General features: G+C 70.8%; 16 protein-coding genes, 1 tRNA gene and 6 pseudogenes. 18 read left to right on the top strand and 5 right to left on the bottom strand.

Going from position 1 to position 19804, the window contains the following annotated elements; genetic code table 11:
• Position 1: 1 nt before the first annotated feature.
• Positions 2-121 (bottom strand): annotated as a pseudogene (locus BJF83_RS29460) (DNA-binding response regulator); the annotation flags it as partial.
• A 31-nt stretch (positions 122-152) separates the two neighbouring features.
• A pseudogene (locus BJF83_RS29455) lies at positions 153-512 on the bottom strand (sensor domain-containing protein); the annotation flags it as partial.
• Between the two features lie 143 nt (positions 513-655).
• On the opposite strand from BJF83_RS29455, the gene BJF83_RS16960 reads away from it, so the two are divergent.
• The gene (locus BJF83_RS16960; protein ID WP_075927065.1) at positions 656-1201 is read left to right on the top strand and encodes a DinB family protein; all 546 of its coding nucleotides are present in this window, start codon (positions 656-658) and stop codon (positions 1199-1201) included.
• A 204-nt stretch (positions 1202-1405) separates the two neighbouring features.
• A complete protein-coding gene (locus BJF83_RS16955) occupies positions 1406-1837 on the top strand; it encodes an ester cyclase (RefSeq protein ID WP_075927064.1) in 432 nt (143 codons plus the stop codon).
• 186 nt (positions 1838-2023) lie between these two features.
• On the opposite strand, the gene BJF83_RS29450 is transcribed toward BJF83_RS16955, so the two are convergent.
• The 3 genes from BJF83_RS29450 to BJF83_RS16945 all read right to left on the bottom strand — a co-directional run bounded on the left by BJF83_RS29450 (position 2024) and on the right by BJF83_RS16945 (position 3766).
• Complete coding sequence (locus BJF83_RS29450) at positions 2024-2149, bottom strand: hypothetical protein (RefSeq protein ID WP_262391633.1); 126 nt, start codon at positions 2147-2149, stop codon at positions 2024-2026.
• 13 nt (positions 2150-2162) lie between these two features.
• Positions 2163-3077, bottom strand: a complete 915-nt coding sequence (locus tag BJF83_RS16950) for a M28 family peptidase (protein WP_075927063.1) — start codon at positions 3075-3077, stop codon at positions 2163-2165.
• Positions 3078-3694: 617 nt separating this feature from the next.
• Positions 3695-3766 (bottom strand) — tRNA-Arg (locus BJF83_RS16945).
• Positions 3767-3895: 129 nt separating this feature from the next.
• Between BJF83_RS16945 and BJF83_RS16940 the strand changes: the two genes are divergently transcribed.
• The 16 genes and pseudogenes from BJF83_RS16940 to atpE all read left to right on the top strand — a co-directional run bounded on the left by BJF83_RS16940 (position 3896) and on the right by atpE (position 19795).
• The gene (locus tag BJF83_RS16940; protein ID WP_075927062.1) at positions 3896-4282 is read left to right on the top strand and encodes a response regulator transcription factor; all 387 of its coding nucleotides are present in this window, start codon (positions 3896-3898) and stop codon (positions 4280-4282) included.
• Positions 4279-5355, top strand: a complete 1077-nt coding sequence (locus tag BJF83_RS16935; RefSeq protein ID WP_075927061.1) for a DALR anticodon-binding domain-containing protein — start codon at positions 4279-4281, stop codon at positions 5353-5355. Before BJF83_RS16940 ends, BJF83_RS16935 begins: the two co-directional genes overlap by 4 nt.
• Before the next feature lie 117 nt (positions 5356-5472).
• On the top strand, positions 5473-6858 hold the full coding sequence (gene lysA, locus BJF83_RS16930) for a diaminopimelate decarboxylase (protein WP_075927060.1): 1386 nt from the start codon (positions 5473-5475) through the stop codon (positions 6856-6858).
• Between the two features lie 65 nt (positions 6859-6923).
• Positions 6924-8210: a homoserine dehydrogenase gene (locus BJF83_RS16925; RefSeq protein WP_075927059.1), complete on the top strand. Its 1287-nt coding sequence runs from the start codon at positions 6924-6926 to the stop codon at positions 8208-8210.
• A 324-nt stretch (positions 8211-8534) separates the two neighbouring features.
• On the top strand, positions 8535-9593 hold the full coding sequence (gene thrC / locus BJF83_RS16920) for a threonine synthase (RefSeq protein WP_187347175.1): 1059 nt from the start codon (positions 8535-8537) through the stop codon (positions 9591-9593).
• 32 nt (positions 9594-9625) lie between these two features.
• A complete protein-coding gene (gene thrB / locus BJF83_RS16915) occupies positions 9626-10588 on the top strand; it encodes a homoserine kinase (RefSeq protein WP_075927057.1) in 963 nt (320 codons plus the stop codon).
• Between the two features lie 440 nt (positions 10589-11028).
• The gene (gene rho, locus BJF83_RS16910; protein ID WP_075927056.1) at positions 11029-13014 is read left to right on the top strand and encodes a transcription termination factor Rho; all 1986 of its coding nucleotides are present in this window, start codon (positions 11029-11031) and stop codon (positions 13012-13014) included.
• Between the two features lie 279 nt (positions 13015-13293).
• Positions 13294-13503, top strand: coding sequence for a 50S ribosomal protein L31 (gene rpmE / locus BJF83_RS16905; protein WP_075927055.1), 210 nt, complete (start codon positions 13294-13296; stop codon positions 13501-13503).
• A 119-nt stretch (positions 13504-13622) separates the two neighbouring features.
• A pseudogene (gene prfA, locus BJF83_RS16900) lies at positions 13623-14689 on the top strand (peptide chain release factor 1).
• Positions 14686-15549 carry a peptide chain release factor N(5)-glutamine methyltransferase gene (gene prmC / locus BJF83_RS16895; protein ID WP_075927054.1) on the top strand — a complete coding sequence of 288 codons (864 nt, stop codon included), beginning with the start codon at positions 14686-14688 and terminating at the stop codon, positions 15547-15549. Before prfA ends, prmC begins: the two are co-directional and overlap by 4 nt.
• A gap of 64 nt (positions 15550-15613) precedes the next feature.
• Positions 15614-16289, top strand: a pseudogene (locus tag BJF83_RS16890) (L-threonylcarbamoyladenylate synthase); the annotation flags it as partial.
• A 124-nt stretch (positions 16290-16413) separates the two neighbouring features.
• Positions 16414-17579, top strand: a pseudogene (locus tag BJF83_RS16885) (MraY family glycosyltransferase).
• A 227-nt stretch (positions 17580-17806) separates the two neighbouring features.
• The gene (locus BJF83_RS16880) at positions 17807-18247 is read left to right on the top strand and encodes a hypothetical protein (RefSeq protein WP_075927053.1); all 441 of its coding nucleotides are present in this window, start codon (positions 17807-17809) and stop codon (positions 18245-18247) included.
• 60 nt (positions 18248-18307) lie between these two features.
• Positions 18308-18523: a hypothetical protein gene (locus tag BJF83_RS16875; protein ID WP_075927052.1), complete on the top strand. Its 216-nt coding sequence runs from the start codon at positions 18308-18310 to the stop codon at positions 18521-18523.
• 93 nt (positions 18524-18616) lie between these two features.
• Positions 18617-19474, top strand: coding sequence for a F0F1 ATP synthase subunit A (gene atpB / locus BJF83_RS16870; protein WP_075927051.1), 858 nt, complete (start codon positions 18617-18619; stop codon positions 19472-19474).
• Positions 19475-19583: 109 nt separating this feature from the next.
• Positions 19584-19795 (top strand): annotated as a pseudogene (gene atpE, locus BJF83_RS16865) (ATP synthase F0 subunit C).
• Positions 19796-19804 lie beyond the last annotated feature (9 nt).

Raw genomic sequence — 19804 nt, 5'->3', positions numbered from 1 at the left:
CCTACCGCCCCTCCAGATAGGCGAGCACCGCGCGGACCCGCCGGTGGCCGGTGTCGGAGGGCGCCAGGCCCAGTTTCGCGAAGACGTTGCCGATGTGCTTGTGCACGGCGTTCTCCGTCACGAAGGGACAGCGCGGCCTCCAGAACCGAGCCCGTCGCCAGCACCGCGACCAACCCGGTGCCCAGTCCGGAGGGGGCGAACAGGGGCATCCATGCCAGGAGCCGTCGCGCGGTCCGGGACCGGGGCAGCGACCGGATGTCGCGCGCGGGCGTGAACGCGGCCTCCGGGACCGGCACGTCCAGGACCGACGACGCGTGTCTCAGGTGCAGACGCGCCCACGCGCCCAGGCCCCGGAACCACCAGGACAGCAGGACGAGTCCGATCCCGCCCGCGGCGACGGTCAGCGCCACGGCCAGGGTGAGCGGGAGCAGCACCAGCGTGGCCAGGCCCGACACCAGGGCAGCCAGCAGGTACGCGTCCGCCCGCCAGACCCTCCTCCACAGGTCCTTCATCCCGTGGCCCCGTCCGTTCGGCATGTCTCGACCACGGACAGTCTGTCGCCTTCGGCGGCGGCCGGCACTACAGCGCACTACCCCATCCGGAGCGCCGTCGGCGCTGGTACCGGGCTGTCGGCGGCTTAGGGCAGACTCATCCCATGACGACGAACACACCGCGCTCGCTCAGTCCGCTCTGGCGAGCTCCCGACCGCGTCGAACTACCCCGGACCGGCACCGAACGCGATGTCCTGACCGCCTACCTCGACTGGCACCGCGCCACTTTGGCGGCCAAGTGCGCGGGGCTCACCCCCGCGCAGCTGTCCGAGCGCGGCGTACCCCCGTCGACGCTGAGCCTGCACGGCCTGGTCCGCCACCTGGCGGGCGTCGAGCGGTGGTGGCTCCGTATCCAGTTCGCGGGCGAGGACCTGCCCCTCCTCCACTACTCCGACGACCACCCCGACCAGGACTTCGACGACCTGGCCGGCGACCCGGAGGAGGCCTTCGCGGTGTGGCGTCGGGAGGTGGCGCGCGCCAGGGAGATCGTCGAGCTCGCCGGGTCCCTCGACGACACGGCGAAGGCGCCCCGGTCGGCCGGTCCCATCCAGCTCCGGGTGATCCTGGTCAAGCTCGTCGCCGAGTACGCGCGGCACAACGGGCACGCCGACCTGCTGCGCGAGAGCGCGGACGGCGCCGTGGGGCTCTGACGGCCCGGTCCCGGGCGCGCAGGGCGGGGCGGAGGCGGCGCCGCGCGGCCGTCTCGTCCGCCCACTCCTCGGAAACCGTTCCGAACCCGTCCGAGACCACCGGCGCGGATCCCCCCGGCGATGAGCAGCCATCCCATCCCGCGTGTCACCCGCCACCGAGAGTGTGGATTCCCTACACTCGGTGATCGAGTGGAGGGGGATGCAATGGCGTTGGGAAACAAGGAGATCTCGCGACTCGCGCTCGACGTGTTCGGTGACGAACTCTGGAACACGGGCGGCCTGACGGAGCTGGAGGACTACCTGGCGAGCAACTACAGGAACCACCAGCTTCCTGATGTCAGGGGAGGCGAGTCCGTCCTGGACACGGACGAGTGGCGCAAGCTTCTCAGCGATTTCCATCAGGGCTTCTCGGGCGCGAGGTTGGAGATCCTGGGGCAGGTCGCCGAGGGCGACTACGTGGCCACCCGCTGGCGCATGACGGCGAAGAACGTCGCCGAGTTCGCCGGTAATCCGGCGACCGGAAGGTCGACCACGTGGACGGGCACGTCGACCGACCGCTTCGACGGCGCGAAGCTCGCCGAGACCTGGGTCAACTGGGACAAGTACAGCTACCTCGCGGAGTTGGACCTCATCTAGCCGGCCTTGGGCGCTCGCGGCTCCGGCACCCGTTCCGGCGTCGCGAGGTCGACTTCGGTCGGCGCTCCCGATCGCCGGCAAGCCCGGGTGTTCCCGCGGCGGTGGGCGGTCGGGGACGCGTCGCGGGCGGTCTACGCCGCGGTGGACGTGGTCCAGCGCCGCCGGGCCTCCGCGGGCCCTGCCGCATCAGAGCTCGTAGGCCCGGGTCACCGACACCCGGCCGACCAACAGGTAGAGGTCGTCCGGCGGGGAAGCGTACCCCGCGGTCCCCTCGAAGTCCGGTGTCAGGTGCTCGTAGTCCATGAGCCTCACGTCGAGCGGATCCTTACCCGCCGAGCACCCTCAGCGGCGAGGTCAGGGAACGCCGCCGAGCCAGCGCGACGGCCCCCACGGACAGCCCCAGCGCGGCGAGCGCCAGGAACGGCATCGCACCGGAGGGGAAGTGGACCAACGTTCCCGGCGGCACGTTGAAGTAGACGAGTTCGTCCTCGGAGACGGGCGCCCGCAGGTCCTGGGCTCCCAGGGCCGAGGCGAGGGCGAGCGTGTTGGCGCCCATCTGCTGCAGAGACCCCGGGTCGACGTTCTCGGGTGTGTCCAGGGCGCTGTGGTAGTGCGCGCTGCCGCCCGAGTAGGCGAAGTCCATCGCCCGAAGGCCGCCGAGGTCGAACGCGGTGTAGTCGGTGTCGTTGGGCAGCAGCAGGATGACGATGTCGTTGCGCGGAGCCTCCTCGCGCTCCTGAAGGGCTCGGGCGACCTCCAGAACCGTCGCCACGCCCGCCCCGTCGTCGTTGGCGCCGGAGCCGGAGGGCACCGAGTCGTAGTGCGCGGCCAGCAGCACCTGACCGGTGGGATCGGTGCCCTCGACGACGGCGACGATGTTCCGCACCCGTCCCGTGGAGACGGGTCCGTCGACCTGGCGTGGGAAGACGCCGACGGCCTCGTGCACTTCAGGCTCCAGTCCCGTCGCCCGGAGTCGTTCCACCAGGCGGTCCCGCACTCTCCCGTGCTCGTCGGAGCCCATCGGGTGCGGAGCTCCGGCGATCCGTTCGATGTGCTCGCGGGCCCGCTCGGCGCTGAAGGCCGTCGCCGGCGCGTCCCGCGGCGCGGGGGGAGGGGGCGCGACGTCGCGGACCGTGAGCACGGTCAGCAGGATGAGCAGGAGCAGCCCGAGCAGCGGGGGGATCCGGGTGCCCCGTCCCGGTCTCGGGTGGTCGGCGATCGGTCGTGCGGAACTGGTCATGCGGGCCGTTTCCGTGGTTCGCGGGGAGGTTCTACTGACTGTCGGGAGTGGGGAGGAGCCGGTCTGCGGGTATGGGGGCGTCCCGGATCATCGCCGCGTGACGTCCCCGCGGGCGGCGGGCTCGTGCACGCGGAATGTCACGAAAATATTGGCGTCATATTTTTATCGGCGCCAGTGCGGATCCCCCTGGGACATCCCTGAGCGAACCCCGAAATCGCCCTGACCCGGCCCCTGGCCCGTTCCGGCAAGGAGGTCCCCATCGGACGCCGATCACCGCTGGGAGACGCTTGGGGCCCGGCGGGTCCATCAACCTGGCCTGCCCGGCCCGCGCGGGGCACGCGCGGGGAGAGGCGCTGAACGGATCGACCCCACCGAACGGGGCGGTTCGCGGTGGCCCGTACCACGGCGCCGCCCGCGAACGAACGCGGGGTCGGGAAGGCCACGGCTGGGGGGACGGTCCCGGAGGGAGTCGACCAGGAGGCCTGACGGCTCACGCGCCACCCACCCGAGACACGCGGTCGACAACGACAGAGGGCCGGACCCAGTGGGACTGGGTCCGGCCCTCTCATCATGTTTGTGTGCAGGTGACCAGTGGTGTGGTACTGGTCACCGCGATGTGCCCCCTGCAGGATTCGAACCTGCGCACACGGCTCCGGAGGCCGTTGCTCTATCCCCTGAGCTAAGGGGGCGCGCTGCGTGAACAACTTTAGCAGGGGCTCCGTGCGGTTCGTCCACCCGATCGACCCCGCCCGGCCGCGTTCTGTGGATCCCGCCAATCCAGTGGTGTCCCGTCACTCCACGGGGTTAGTGTCGCGCCCGTGAACGCCCTACCCGCACGGGTTCTCGTAGTCGACGACGACGAGGTGATCCGGGAACTGATCCGCCTGAACCTCGAACTGGAGGGGTTCGAGGTCTTCGCGGCGGTCGACGGCCAGGACTGCCTCGAACGCGCCGGGCACATCGCCCCGCACGTCGTCACGCTCGACGTCATGATGCCGCGCCTGGACGGCTGGTCGGCGGCCGAGTCCCTGCGCGCCGACGACCGCACGCGCGAGTGCAAGCTCGTCCTGGTCACCGCACGTGCCCAGGGAGACGACCGTCAACGCGGGGAGCGGATCGGGGTCGACGCCTACGTCACCAAGCCCTTCGACCCCGACGAGCTGGTCGACGTCATCCGCGCCCTCGTCGAAGGGGAGCCAGCGTGACCCCCTGGACCCTGGAGGCCGCGCTGCGCCGGGCCGCCGTCCGCGCGTACGGCCTGGCCCCCGACGACGTCCCCCTCGTGTGGCCGCGCAACGACCACGCCGAGGAGGGCGCCGACGCGGCGAGCGCGCTCGCGCCCCGCCTCGTCCGACTGGTCGCCGGCAGGCGTTCCCGGCCGTCGGCCGTGTCCGGGCGCGTCGTCGGCGAACTGGCCCGCATGCGTGACGAGGGCCTGGTCGACTACGCCCACGCGGACGACGACGCGCGCGGCTTCGTCAACGTCACCTTCACGGACGCGCAGCACCGGGACCTGCTGGCCGCGGCGGCGAACGGCCCCCGCCTCCTGACCGGCCGGGCCTGGAACGGCCAGGGGGAGTGGCCGACCACCCCTCTGCACGAGGCCGGCCCCGTGGCCCAGGCCCGCCGTCTCGCGCGCGCCGACGCCCGGCGGCGTCTGGCCATCGCGACCGCCGAGCCGCCTCCTCCACCGGGCCCCGACGACGCCGAGGTCTCCTGGCGCGACCCCTACCTTGACGGAGAGCACAGGGAGCCGGTCACCCCCGCCGCGCGCGTCCTCGGCACGGTGGGTGAGGCCAGCGCGCGCATCGCGTTCTGCCGGTCGATCCCCGAGCATCCGCGCGAGGCCGAGACGACCGGCCGCGACCTGCCAGTCCTGCCCTCCGCCGAGTACCCCGGCGCCTGGGTCCGCCTCACCGACGCCAACCCCGCCTTCCGGCTGCGCTACGCCCACGCGCACGCGGTCAGCCGCGTGCGCTGGGCGGGAGAGGGCGGGACCGAGCCCGTCCCCTGCCTCCGCCACACGACCAGGGTCCGCGGACTCCTCTTCGACGGCACCAGCGCCGTCGACACGGCGGTGCGCCGAGAGGAACCCCATATCCTGGTCAGATACCTGGAGGCACTGGCCAGTGCCTACGATGAGTGGCGAACGTGCCCCACCGCCGACCCCGAGGGGGCGGAGCGGGCCTCCGTGGACCCGGCGCTGCCAGCCGCCGTCGCCGGGGTTCTGCGCACCGGGCTCTTCCTGCTCGGGGTGTCGGCGCCCACAAGGCTGTAGACATCCCGCGCCCCGCCCGACGGGCCGACCCAACTCCTGTGTCCCTACCGGGTGAGTGGACAATAGGAACAGGGGCCTCCGCCACCAGCACAGCCGCATCCCAGCCGAAAGCCCATCATGAGCCGCTACGCCCACCCCGCCGGATCACGCCACGCGGAGATCCTGCCGGAGGACCATCCGCCGCTGCCGCCCGAGGACCTCAACGGCCTCGACCCCCGGGTGTGGCCCGCCACCGCCCGACGCGCGGACGGCGAGGTCGTCGTCGGGGGCGTCGGCGTGCGCGAACTCGCCGAGACCCACGGCACACCGCTGTTCGTCATGGACGAGGAGGACTTCCGGGGCCGGGCCCGCGACTACCGCGACGCGTTCACCGACGCCGACGTCTACTACGCGGGCAAGGCCCTGCTGACCAAGGCCGTCGCGCGCTGGGTGGTCGAGGAGGGCCTCAAGCTCGACGTCTGCTCCGGAGGCGAGCTCGCCGTCGCCCTCGCCGCGGGGGTGCCGCCCGAGCGGGTGGGCATGCACGGCAACAACAAGTCCGCGACGGAGCTGCGCCGCGCGGTCGAGGCCGGGGTCGGCCGGATCATCATCGACTCCCTCGACGAGATCGAGCGCCTGGAGTCCGTCGCCGCGGAGCTGGACCGCCGCCCCGGGGTCCTCATCCGCGTCACGACCGGCGTCGAGGCCCACACCCACGAGTTCGTCGCCACCGCGCACGACGACCAGAAGTTCGGGTTCGCCCTGAGCACCGGCGCCGCGGCCGAGGCCGTCCGCCGCGTGCTCGACGCGCCGCACCTGGACCTGGTGGGGCTGCACTCGCACATCGGCTCGCAGATCTTCGACACCTCCGGCTTCGAGGTCGCGGCCCGACGCGTCACCCGCTTCCTCACCGGGATCCACGAGGAACTGGGGGTCACACTCGCCGAACTCGACCTCGGCGGCGGCCTCGGTATCGCCTACACCTCGGGCGACGACCCGCTCGACCCCAAGAGCATCGCCGAGAGCCTCACGGCCATCGTCCGCCGCGAGTGCGAGGAGGCCGGGCTGCCGGTACCGCGCATCGCGGTCGAGCCCGGCCGCGCCATCGCCGGTCCCGCCGGGATCACCGTCTACGAGGTCGGCACCGTCAAGGACGTCGAGGGCATCCGCACCTACGTCAGCGTCGACGGAGGCATGAGCGACAACATCCGCACCGCCCTCTACGGCTCGGAGTACACCAGCCAACTGGCGTCTCGGGAGAGCGCCGCCGAACCGATGCTCTCCCGCCTGGTCGGCAAGCACTGCGAGAGCGGCGACATCATCGTGCACGACCTCTACCTGCCCGCCGACCTCCGGCCCGGCGACCTGGTGGCGGTCGCCGCCACCGGCGCCTACTGCTACTCCATGGCGAGCAACTACAACCACCTGCCCCGCCCCGCCATGGTCGCGGTCCGGGACGGGCGGGCACGGGTCATCGTGCGCAGGGAGACCGAGGAGGACCTCCTCCGCCTCGACGTAGGCTGAACCGGCCGCCGGCGCGGCGCGGCCGCCCGACGGTAGGACACGAGAGAAGTGGGAGTCACGCCCAAATGGCGATGAAGGTGGCGCTGCTCGGATGCGGCGTTGTGGGCGCGGAAGTCGTCCGCCTGATCGAGGAGCAGTCCGACGAGCTGGCCGCGCGAGTGGGCACGCCGATCGAGGTCGGCGGCATCGCGGTGCGCCGTCTGGACAGGGACCGCGGTGTCGACCCGTCACTGCTGACCACCGACGCCACGGGCCTGGTCACCCGGCCCGACATCGACCTCGTCGTGGAGGTGATCGGCGGGATCGAACCGGCCCGCTCGCTCATCCTCGCCGCGATCAAGGCGGGTAAGTCCGTGGTGACAGCGAACAAGGCGCTGCTGGCCGAGGACGGCCAGACCCTGCACGCGGCCGCCCGCGACGCCGGGGTGGACCTGTACTACGAGGCCTCGGTGGCCGGGGCCATCCCGCTGCTGCGCCCGCTGCGCGACTCCCTCGCGGGGGACCGTGTCAACCGTGTGCTCGGCATCGTCAACGGCACGACGAACTACATCCTCGACCGCATGGACTCCCTGGGCGCCGGCTTCACCGAGTCCCTGGAGGAGGCCCAGGCCCTGGGCTACGCCGAGGCCGACCCCACCGCCGACGTCGAGGGCTTCGACGCCGCCGCCAAGGCCGCCATCCTGGCCCGGCTCGCCTTCCACACCCAGCGGGTGACCGCAGCCGACGTCCACCGCGAGGGGATCACCGCGGTGTCGGCCGCGGACATCGCCAGTGCCCGCGCCATGGGCTGCGTCGTCAAACTCCTGGCGATCTGCCAGCGCTCGCAGGACGGCGAGTCCGTGGGCGTGCGCGTCCACCCGGTGATGCTGCCCGTCGAGCACCCCCTGGCCAGCGTCAAGGAGGCCTACAACGCGGTGTTCGTCGAGGCCGAGTCCGCTGGTCGGCTGATGTTCTACGGCGCGGGCGCCGGGGGCACACCCACGGCCAGCGCCGTCCTCGGCGACGTGGTGGCCGTCGCGCGCAACCGGCTCGCCCATACCCACGTGGCCGAGGGGGCGCACGACACCGGGCTCCCTGTGCATGACATGGGCCACACCATCACCAGTTACCACGTGTCGCTGGACGTGGCGGACCGGCCGGGCGTGCTCTCGAAGGTCGCCGAGGTCTTCGCCGACCACGGCGTGTCGATCAAGAACGTGCGCCAGGAGGGCAGCGGGGAGGACGCGCAGCTCGTCCTGGTCAGCCACCCCGCCCCGGACTCCGCGCTCCGCAGCACGGTGGAGCGTCTGCGCGGCCACGAGTTGGTCCGTGAGGTGGCCAGCGTGATGCGTGTGGAGACCTTCTCCGACTGACCTTCCTTCCCCAGGGCCAGGGGGCGGTCACTCAGTGGGGTCGTCGGCGCGCCGCGGGCCGGGGCGGGTCGCAGACACGGGATCGGACGTCCGTCCGCGCCCGGACCGTGGAACCCCCGCGCAGGCGCGGACGGACACGGCCCCGGGGCCGCCGTCCCGGGTCCGGTGTCCGGATGGTGGGACGAGCGACCGCGATTCGAGATGGTCCCGGTGGGGCCATAGACTCGTAGCCGGTGGCGGCGGCACCGCGAGGGCGACCGCCCCGCCGAGTCCATCTGCGCGTCAAGCGAAGCCGCATCCACCCGAGAGGGAACAGTCGTGAGCATGGCACGGGCGTGGCGAGGGGTCGTCGAGGAGTACCGCGACCGCCTCCCCGTCAACGAGAACACCCCCGTCGTCACCCTCCAGGAGGGCGGCACGCCCCTGCTCCCGGCGACGCGCGTGTCCGAGCTGACGGGCTGCGAGGTCTACCTCAAGGTCGAGGGGCTCAACCCCACCGGGTCGTTCAAGGACCGCGGCATGACCCTGGCCATCACCAAGGCCGCCGAGGACGGCGCCAAGGCCGTGATCTGCGCCTCCACCGGAAACACCAGCGCGAGCGCCGCGGCGTACGCCATCCGCGCGGGCATGACCTGCGCCGTGCTCGTGCCCCAGGGCAAGATCGCCATGGGCAAGCTCGCCCAGGCGCTCGTCCACGGCGCCCGCCTGCTCCAGGTGGACGGCAACTTCGACGACTGCCTCGAACTCGCCCGCAAGCTCAGTGTCGACTACCCGGTCGCACTGGTGAACTCGGTCAACCCCTACCGACTTCAGGGCCAGAAGACCGCGGCCTTCGAGATCGTCGACGCCCTCGGCGACGCGCCGGACATCCACTGCATCCCCGTCGGCAACGCGGGCAACATCAGTGCCTACTGGATGGGTTACACCGAGTACGCCAAGGACGGGATCTCCACCCGGAACCCGCGCATGTTCGGCTTCCAGGCCAGCGGTTCCGCACCGATCGTCGACGGCGCGCCCGTCACCAGCCCGAGCACCATCGCCACCGCGATCCGCATCGGCAACCCCGCCTCCTGGAAGCTGGCCGAACAGGCCCGGGACGAGTCCGGCGGCCTCATCGACAAGGTGACCGACCGCGAGATCATGGCGGCCTACAGGCTGCTCGCCGCCGAGGAGGGCGTGTTCGTCGAACTCGCCTCCGCCGCCAGCGTTGCCGGTCTGCTCAAGGCCGCCAAGGCGGGGCTGGTCCCACGCGGCGTCCGGGTGGTCTGCACCGTCACCGGCAACGGGCTCAAGGACCCGGACTGGGCCCTGGCCGGCGCCTCCTCCGCCACCACCGTCCCGGTCGACGCCCGCGCCGCTGCCGAAGCCCTCGGACTCGTCTGAGCGCCTCGGGGAATCCCCAGAAGGAACCCACGATGACCCCATCGCGCCCCGAGCGCGTGACCGTCCACGCGCCGGCCACCAGCGCCAACCTCGGTCCGGGCTTCGACGCCCTCGGCCTCGCCGTGCGGCTGTACAACCGGTTCGACGCCACCGTGCGCGACGACGACCGGATCAGCGTCCGGGTCACCGGCGAGGGGGCCGATGAACTGCCCCTCGACGAGCGCCACCTCGTGGTGCGCTCCCTGCGGGAGGCCTTCGAGTGCGGTGGGGAGAAGCTGCCCGGCATCGACCTGACGTGCGTCAACGAGGTCCCGCACGCGAGTGGCCTCGGCTCGTCCTCGTCGGCGATCGTCGGGGGCGTCGCGGCCGCCGCCGCGCTGCTGGGCCGGACCGGTCCGGACGGGGGCCCCGACCGGGACTGGATCTACCAGATCGCCGCTGACATCGAGGGCCACCCGGACAACGTGGCCCCCTGCGTCTACGGCGGCTACACGATCGCCTACCGGGACGCGGGCCGGTGGGGCGCGGTCTCCCTCGCTCCCGACCCCCGGATCCTGCCGGTCCTGTGTGTTCCCTCGTGGCGGCTGTCCACCGAACACGCGCGGGGCCTGCTGCCCGAGCGCGTGTCGCACGCGGACGCGGCCTTCAACGCGGGCCGCTCGGCGCTGATGACGGCGGCCGTTTGTGGCCACCCGGAAATCCTGTCCGCGGCCACCGCGGATCGGCTACACGAATCCTACCGGGAGCCGGCCATGCCGCGTACCCTCGAACTCATCCGTGACCTGCGCGAACACGAGGGTTTGCCCGCTGTGGTCTCCGGAGCGGGGCCCACGGTGCTGGTCCTGTGCGCCGCGGCGGAGGGCGAGGCGCGCGCGAATTCGCCGGAAATCGCCCACCAGATTGATTTGATCACGCGGCGGGCGGGTAATGATTGGGACATACGCCCCCTGCGCGTCGAGCCGGCGGGGGTGCGGACCCCATCTCCCCATCCGTAGCACCTGTGTTGAGGAATAGCCGTGGCCTCAGGTGATGTTAGGCTAGGTGAAGCACCAGATGCCCCGTTGCGGGGCGAGTGCTCATCCGCCACAGCGGCTTCCGCGACCCATACTCCGGCGGTCCGGTCTCACGACCGTCCGGAGGCGGTGGCCAACGTGTCGAGTCCGCGGTTCTCCCGCGACTGTGCCCACGTCACCAAAGTCAGCGCCTCTTCCTCGGATGGGCGTGTCACCACGGCTGACGGGCATCACCACCGAGCCATCCGTCCCGACGTCTGGCTGTACCCAGAGCCCGCCGCGATTGGGTAGGGGACCGTCATCGCCGGTTTCCAGCATCCACGTGGGGCAAGCCCTACCCGGCCCCTGCCGGATAGCACCACCGGGCCGGCCGCTCCAGCACCCGCTGACGGCCGAGGCCCGCTCCTTGGGAAGGACCCTTAGTGAGCGACACCACCGAACTCCACACGGACGCGGCGGTCAACAGCAAAGCCACCACCGACGCCTCCGGAGCGGAGACCGGCGCCGCGCCCACCGGAGCGTCGGCGTCGTCGCGGTCCCGAGCGACCTCGCGCGGGACCGGGCTCGCCGCCCAGAAGCTCCCCGAGCTGCAAAAGCTCGCGTCGAGCATGGGCATCACCGGTGCGGGGCGCATGCGCAAGAGCGACGTCATCGCCGCGATCGAGGCCAAGCAGGGCGGTCCCGTCGCCGCTCCCGCCAAGGCCAAATCGGCGAAGAAGGCCGACACGGAGCCCACGGCCGGTAGGGTCGAGTCAACCGACGGCCCAGCCGCGACCACGATCTCCGCGACGTCGGACAACGGCGACTCCGCACGGACGGGTGCGGGCGACCGGTCGTCGGGCCAGGCCGTGGCCGACTCCCAGGGTGGACGGGGCGAGAAGCCGTCCCGTAGCCGACGTTCGTCCCGCAGGCGCGGTGACGAGTCCGGTGACCAGCCCCGATCGGCGGACGGCATCGACTCCACTACCTCCGCGAGCAGCGTGACCAAGACATCCAGCACCCCCCAGAAGAACGGCTCCGACACCTCCGAGGACCGTGCGTCCGGGCAGGGTCGTGAGCGCCAGCGCAACCGCCGTAACCGCAACCGCGGTGGTGACGACCAGACCAACATCGGCGCCCAGCAACAGGGCGGTGGCGGCCAGAGCCAGGGCCGCGGCGGTGGCGGCGACGACGATGACTTCGGCGGCGGCCGCCGCCGGGGTCGCCGTCGGGACCGCCGGGACCGCCGCGGGCGCGGCGGCGGCCAGGACCAGGAGCCGGTGATCGGCGACGACGACGTCCTGCTCCCGGTCGCGGGCATCCTCGACATCCTGGACAACTACGCGTTCGTCCGGACCACCGGATACCTGCCCGGGCAGAGCGACGTCTACGTCTCCCTGGCCCAGGTGCGCAAGCACGGACTGCGCAAGGGCGACCACATCATCGGCGCGGTCCGCCAGCCGCGCGAGGGTGAGCGCCGCGAGAAGTTCAACGCCCTGGTGCGCCTGGACTCGGTCAACGGGATGTCTCCCGACCAGGCCAAGGGCCGCCAGGAGTTCTCCAAGCTCGTCCCGCTCTACCCGCAGGAACGCCTGCGACTGGAGACGGAGCCGGGCGTTCTCACCACGCGCATCATCGACCTCGTCGCCCCCATCGGCAAGGGACAGCGCGGGCTCATCGTCTCGCCGCCCAAGGCCGGTAAGACGATGGTGATGCAGGCGATCGCCAACGCCATCACCGAGAACAACCCCGAGTGCTACCTCATGGTGATCCTGGTCGACGAGCGGCCCGAGGAAGTCACCGACATGCAGCGCACGGTCAAGGGCGAGGTCATCCACTCGACCTTCGACCGTCCGGCCGAGGACCACACGGTCGTCGCCGACCTGGCCATCGAGCGGGCCAAGCGGCTCGTGGAGATGGGCATGGACGTCGTCGTCCTGTTGGACTCCATCACCCGCCTGGGCCGCGCCTACAACCTGGCCGCTCCGGCCAGCGGGCGCATCATGTCCGGCGGTGTGGACTCCACGGCCCTGTACCCGCCCAAGCGCTTCTTCGGCGCCGCCCGCAACATCGAGGGCGGCGGATCGCTCACCATCCTGGCGACCGCGCTGGTGGAGACCGGTTCGCGCGCCGACGAGGTGATCTTCGAGGAGTTCAAGGGCACCGGCAACATGGAGCTCAAGCTCAACCGCGGCCTGGCCGACAAGCGGATCTTCCCCGCCGTCGACGTGGACGCCTCCAGCACCCGCAAGGAGGAGATCCTGATGTCGCGCGAGGAGCTGAACGTCGTCTGGAAGCTCCGACGGGTGCTGCACGCGCTCGACACCCAGCAGGCCATCGAGTTGCTGCTGGAGAAGATGCGCGAGTCCAAGAGCAACGCCGAGTTCCTCATGCAGGTGCAGCAGACCACCGTCGGTCCCGAGCGCTAGCCGTCAGTCCGCGCGTCGGCCCCCACCCGCACGGGTGGGGCGACGCGCGCACGCCGGAGGCGACCGCTCGCCGGCGGTCGGGAATCAACACTGGTCCCGGTAGCGTTGAGGGTCTGGCAGACTGGTAGACGGGACCGGACCGCCCCTCCGCGAGGGGTCCGCGACCCGACCACCTGGATCTACGCGACACCGGTTCGCGCATGACCCACCACGATCGCGCCACCCGGGCGGGTGCGCGGCTGGCATGCGTCCGGCGGTCGCCCTACCAATGGAGAGCACATGAAGGCCGACATCCACCCCGAGTACGTGCCGACCGAGGTGACCTGCACCTGCGGGAACAGCTTCGTCACCCGCAGCACCATCACCGAGGGCAAGCTGCGCGCCGACGTGTGCTCCGCGTGCCACCCCTTCTACACCGGCAAGCAGAAGATCCTCGACACCGGTGGCCGGGTCGCCCGCTTCGAGAAGCGTTTCGGCAAGCGCAAGTAGCGCCGCCCGCGCTCCCCGTGGCGCGACCCGCGCGGGTCGGCGCCACGGGACGGGTCCCGTCCCCCCGCCCGGGGGCACGGTGAGGAGAGGCGAACGAGTACGACGGGGACGTGGCGGAAGTGAAGCTGGACGACCTTCTGGGGGAGTACTACGAGCTGGAACAGCAGCTCGCGGACCCCGAGGTGCACGCGAACCAGAACAAGGCGCGCACACTGGGCAAGCGGTACTCGCAGCTCACCCCCATCGTCGAGGCCTACCGGGCGCTCAAGGGGGTCGAGAGCGACATCGAGGCCGCGCGTGAACTCGCCGCCGAGGACTCCTCCTTCGCGGAGGAGGCCGACGGCTGACCCTGGAGGCCGAGGCCCTCACCGAACGCCTGCGTTACCTGCTCATCCCGCGCGACGCCGCCGACGACAAGAACCTCATCATGGAGGTCAAGGCGGGTGAGGGCGGCGAGGAGTCAGCCCTGTTCGCCAGCGACCTCGTCCGCATGTACCTGCGCTATGCCGAGCGCCAGGGGTGGAAGACGGAGATCATCGACTCCACCCTCTCCGACCTGGGCGGGTACAAGGACATCACGATCGCCTTCAAGAACAAGGGCGCCCCCGAACCCGGTACCGGCGTGTGGCCGCAACTCAAGTTCGAGGGCGGCGTCCACCGCGTCCAGCGCGTGCCGGTCACCGAGTCGCAGGGCCGCATCCACACCTCCGCCGCCGGTGTGCTGGTCGTCCCCGAGGCCGAGGAGATCGAGGTGGACATCCAGGACAAGGATCTGCGGATCGACGTCTACCGCTCCTCCGGGCCCGGCGGCCAGAGCGTCAACACCACCGACTCGGCGGTCCGCATCACCCACCTGCCGACCGGCATCGTCGCCTCCTGCCAGAACGAGAAGAGCCAGCTCCAGAACAAGGAGCAGGCCATGCGCATCCTGCGCGCCCGTATCCACGCCGAGGCCCAGGCCAGCGCGGACGCCGAGGCCGCCGCGGAGCGCAAGAGCCAGGTCCGCACCGTCGACCGCTCCGAGCGCGTGCGCACCTACAACTTCCCGGAGAACCGCATCTCCGACCACCGCGTCGGCTACAAGGCCTACAACCTCGACCAGGTCCTCGACGGGGAGCTGGACGGGGTCGTCAAGGCCCTCGTGGACGCCGACACCAAGGAGAGGCTCGAAGCAGCCCAGTCATGAACTTCCTGCTCGACGAGGTCGCCCGAGCGACACTGAGGCTCGCGGAGGCGGGTGTGGCATCGCCCCGCACGGACGCCGAGGAACTCGCGGCGTTCGTGCACGGTGTCCGTCGAGGGGAACTGCACGCGGTGCGCGACGCCGACTTCGACGCCCGGTACTGGGAGTGCGTCGCACGCCGCGAGGCCCGTGAGCCGCTTCAGCACATCACCGGCCGCGCCTACTTCCGCTACCTGGAACTCCAGGTGGGCCCCGGGGTGTTCGTCCCCCGCCCGGAGACCGAGATCATGGTCGACTGGGCGATCGAGACCCTGCGCGCGATGGACGTCGCCGACCCGATCGTCGTCGACCTGGGCACCGGCTCCGGCGCGATCGCGATCTCCATCGCCCAGGAGGTCCCGCGCTCACGCGTGCACACCGTCGAGATCGACCCCGTGGCGCTGGAGTGGGCCCGGCGCAACATCGACGCCACCGGCCACGCCGACCGGGTGGCCTCCCACCACGACGACATGCGCACCGCCCTGCCCGAGCTGAACGGCCGCGTGGACCTGTTGATCAGCAACCCGCCGTACGTGCCCACCAGGGAGGCGGGCGCCATCCCGCCCGAGGTGCGCGACTACGACCCGGCCCCGGCCCTGTGGTCCGGCGAGGACGGGCTCGACATGATCCGTGACCTGGAGGCGGTCGGCCGTCGCCTGCTGCGTCCCGGCGGCGCGATGGCCGTGGAGCACCACGACGGCCAGGGCATCGACATCCCGTGGCTGTTCCCCGAGGACGAGGGCTGGCGCGACGTCCTCAACCGCAAGGACCTGGCCAGACGGGACCGGTTCGTGGTCATGCGCCGCGCCGACGAGGACGGATAGAGGAGTCCCCGCCGGTCCCACTCCCCACCCCCACCCGACCCGTTCGAGATTGAGGTGAACGCTGGTGAGCCGCATCTACGACTGCACGGATGAGACCGCCCGCAAGAACGGCGTCGCCGACGCCGCGTCAGCGGTACGCCGAGGCGACCTTGTCGTGCTGCCGACCGACACCGTGTACGGCATCGGCACCGACGCCTTCAGCCCGACCGCCGTGGCCAACCTGCTCGCCACGAAGGGGCGCGGCCGTGACATGCCGCCCCCCGTGCTCGTCGGGTCGATGCGCGCGGCCATGGCGCTCGTCGACGACCTGGGCAACCACGGGCGGGACCTCATGGAGGAGTTCTGGCCCGGGCCGCTGACCCTGGTGTGCACCGCGACCCCCAGCCTGAACTGGGACCTGGGCGACACCAAGGGCACCGTGGCCGTGCGCATGCCGATGGACCCGGTCGCCCTGGAGCTGCTCAAGGAGGTCGGGCCGATGGCGGTGAGCAGCGCCAACAAGTCGGGTCGGCCCGCCGCCTCCCGTGTGGAGGAGGCGGTCGAGCAGCTCGGTGAGCAGGACGTGGCGGTCTACCTCGACGGCGGTGTGTGCGAGTCGCCCGTCGCGTCGACGATCGTCGATCTCACCTACGCGGTCCCGCGGGTGCTGCGAACCGGAGCCATCGGCATCGATCGGCTGCGCGGCGTGTGCGGCACCGTCATCGGTGAGCTGCGCAGGGGCCGGACGAAGCCGGGCGGGGACGAGGAGGCGCGGGTCTCCGAGGACACCGGGACCCCCGAGGGCACCGCGTCCCCGGAGGGCGTCCCGGGCACGGCCGAGACCGGCCAGACCCCGGACGGACCGAGAACTAGAGGGGTCCGGACGTGCGCGAGTACGCACTCACCTTCGTCATCGCCGCCGCGGTCACCTACCTTCTGGTCCCGCTGGTGCGTCGCGCCGCCATCGCGTTCGGGGCCACACCCCCGGTCCGCGACCGCGACGTGCACACCGAACCCATCCCGCGCCTGGGCGGGATCGCCATCTACGGCGGGTTCGTGGCGGCGCTGCTGATCTCCGCGCAGCTGCCGCACCTGCAGAACGTGTTCGTCGCACACACCTGGCGGGGACTGCTGCTGGCGGGCGGACTGATCACCGTCATCGGAATCATCGACGACCGCTGGGGCATGGACGCGCTCAGCAAGCTGGCCGGCCAGGTGGCCGCGGCGGGCATCCTCGTGTCCCAGGGCGTGCAGCTGCTCTGGCTGCCGCTGCCCGGGACGCAGCTCTCCCTCGGGCCGTGGCTGGGAGCGATGATCTCGGTCCTGCTCATCGTGGTGACCATCAACGCGGTGAACTTCGCCGACGGGTTGGACGCCTGGCGGCGGGGATCGTCGGCATCTCGTCCCTGGCGTTCTTCGCGTACTACTACGTGGTCGCCGTGGAACAGGGCTTCGTGCGCCAGTCCTATCCGGCGATGATCGCGATCATCCTGGCGGGCACGTGCGCGGGCTTCCTCTTCCACAACTTCCACCCGGCGCGCGTGTTCATGGGCGACACCGGGTCGATGCTGCTGGGCCTCCTGCTGACCTCGATCACCATCACGGTGACGGGGCAGTTCGACGCCAACACCGCGCAGCAGGAGTTCAACTCCTCGGGCCTGGTGGTCTTCCTGCCCATCCTGCTGCCGCTGCTGGTGATCGCCCTTCCCCTCTCCGATCTCGTGCTCGCGGTCCTGCGGCGCACCCTGGCGGGCAAGTCCCCGTTCGCTCCCGACCGGGGCCACCTCCACCACCGCCTGCTGGACATGGGGCACAGCCACGTGCGCGCGGTGCTCCTGATGTACCTGTGGGCCGGGATCGTCGCCTTCGCCGCCGTGTCGCTGTCCATCTTCGACTCTCCGGTGATCGTGCTGACGGTCACCGCTCTGGTCGCCATGTGCGCGGCCGGGCTCATCGCCCTTCCGCGTCTGCGGCGCCGCGGTCTGCTCCGGTGGAGCGGTCGGCGCGAGGCGGTGCCCGCCGAGAATCACCATCCGACATCCGATGGATGAAGGAACGGTCACGCGTGGGGTCGGCAGATTTCGGAACCGGTGCGTGCGACCTGCGGTGCCGGGCTCCGGTTGGGGATGTGGTGAAGGTGACACCGATCCCGAAAAGCGTGCACACGGCGGCCTTCGTGTGGCGTTAAGGGTGCGTTAAGGAACCCCGGGATTCGGCACCAAAAACCTTGTGATAGCTTTCACGAACAGGATCCCACTGAACCCCACGGAGCTTTGTCATGCAGGAACACGACGCCCGGATTCTCCGCGGCGCCGCGCTTCCGACTGCCGTCGTCGGCGTGGTCGCGCTGATCGTCGGCTTCGCTCTGGCCGGGCCCCAAGGCCTGTTCGGTGCGCTCTTCGGCGTGGTGCTCGTCATCGGCGCCTTCGCCGTGTCGGCTTTCGTCATCTCCTGGACCGGCGGTCGCCGACCGGAACTCCTGCTCCCCGTGGCGTTCCTGGTCTACACGACCAAGCTCGGCATCCTGTTGGCCATCCTCCTCCTGTTCAGGGGCACCACGGCCCTGGACACCACCGTCTTCGGATGGACGGCGTTGGCGTGCGTCATCGTGTGGCTCGCGGCCCAGGCCGTGGCCGTGAAACGGAGCAAGCAGCCGACGATCGTCCCCGACGGGGAGCAGGACGAGGCCACCGCTGAGGACAGCGGAGCACACCAGTGAACCCGCGCGGGCGGGGTGGTGTGCGCGGTCCGCTGACCTACTGCTATCTTCCGGAGCGAGATGAACGAGAACCGAAACGGGGACGACGAGGGACCGTCCACCCCGAACGGAACGACTCTCGTCTCGTATCTGCTGGGGGGTCTCGCCTTCTGGGGCGGCGTGGGCTGGGTCGTCGACTGGGCACTGGGCTTGTCCGCCCTGTTCCTGCCCATCGGGCTGGTCGTCGGCCTGGTCGGCGGGATCTACCTCATCTACGCCCAGCATGTCCGGTCCTGACCGAACATCGAGGTGCGCCCGTCCGCGCCGAGCGCGGCACCGTACCGATCACAACCCTGAGGATTGAGTTGCGTCACGACGAAAGGGATCGCCGTGGGTGCTGACGTGAGCGTCGTCGCGGCGTCCGAAGAAGGCTGCCACATTTTCAACGACTTCGGCTGTGGGTTCGAGGCTCCCGGAGTCAGCCTCTTCTTCCCCACGCCGTGGCTGGAGTTCGGCCTTCCCGGGACCTCCGGCCTGAACAAGTACTACCTGGTCGCCGTGGTCGCCGTTCTGGTGGCCGCCGCCTTCTGGTACTTCACCACGCGCAAGGCCAAGGTCGTCCCCGGCCGCGGTCAGAGCATGGCCGAACTGCTGGTCGGCTTCCTGCGCGACCAGGTCACCCGGACCGCCATCGGCAAGGAGGGGGACAGGTACCTCCCCCTGATGGTGACCCTGTTCATCTTCATCTTCAGCATGAACGTCATGGGCCTCATCCCCGGCCTCCAACTGCCGGTGACCTCCAACCTGGCCTTCCCCGCGGTCCTGGCGATCATCATCTTCCTGCTGTGGAACTACGTCGGCATCCGCCGCCACGGGTTCGGCGGGCACTTCAAGGCCCGCCTGATCCCCGGCGGCGTCCCCGCCTGGATCCTGCCGATCGTCGTGCCGATCGAGGCGCTGTCGAACTTCATCATCCGGCCCGCCACGCACATGATCCGTCTGTTCGCGACCATGTTCGCCGGGCACCTGCTGCTCGCGCTGTTCGCGGCCGCCGGATTCTACATGTTCAACCCCACCTCCCCGATGGGCCCGCTCTTCGGCGCCATCTCGGTGGGCTACTCCGGTCTCGCCCTGGTCGGCTTCCTGCTGTTCACTGCTTTCGAGCTGTTCATCATGGCGGTCCAGGCCTACGTCTTCGTCCTCCTGTCCTCCATCTACATCGGTGAGGCACTGGAGGGCGCGCACTAGGAGTCCGGCCGCACGGCCAGCGACTCCGCGCACCCCAAGACCCCGTCCGAATCGTCACCTCACACCGGCGGCACCATGGCCGTCGGCGAGAAGTAAAGGGAAAATCAGCATGGACATCACCGGTAGCCTCAACACCATCGGTTACGGTCTCGCCGCCATCGGCCCCGGCATCGGCGTCGGTCTGGTCTTCGGCCTCGGCGTGCAGGCCATCGCCCGCCAGCCCGAGCGCGCGGCGTCCTCCAGGGCCAGATGATCTTCGGCTTCGCGGTCATCGAGGCCCTCGCCATCCTCGGCTTCGTTCTCGCGTTCGCCCAGGCCTAGACAGCGGTT

Origin of the sequence: Nocardiopsis sp. CNR-923, from assembly GCF_001942255.1 — a bacterium.
Lineage (GTDB): Bacteria > Actinomycetota > Actinomycetes > Streptosporangiales > Streptosporangiaceae > Nocardiopsis.
Note: the sequence above shows the minus strand (reverse complement) of the source record. Positions and strands in the feature narration are given on the sequence as shown.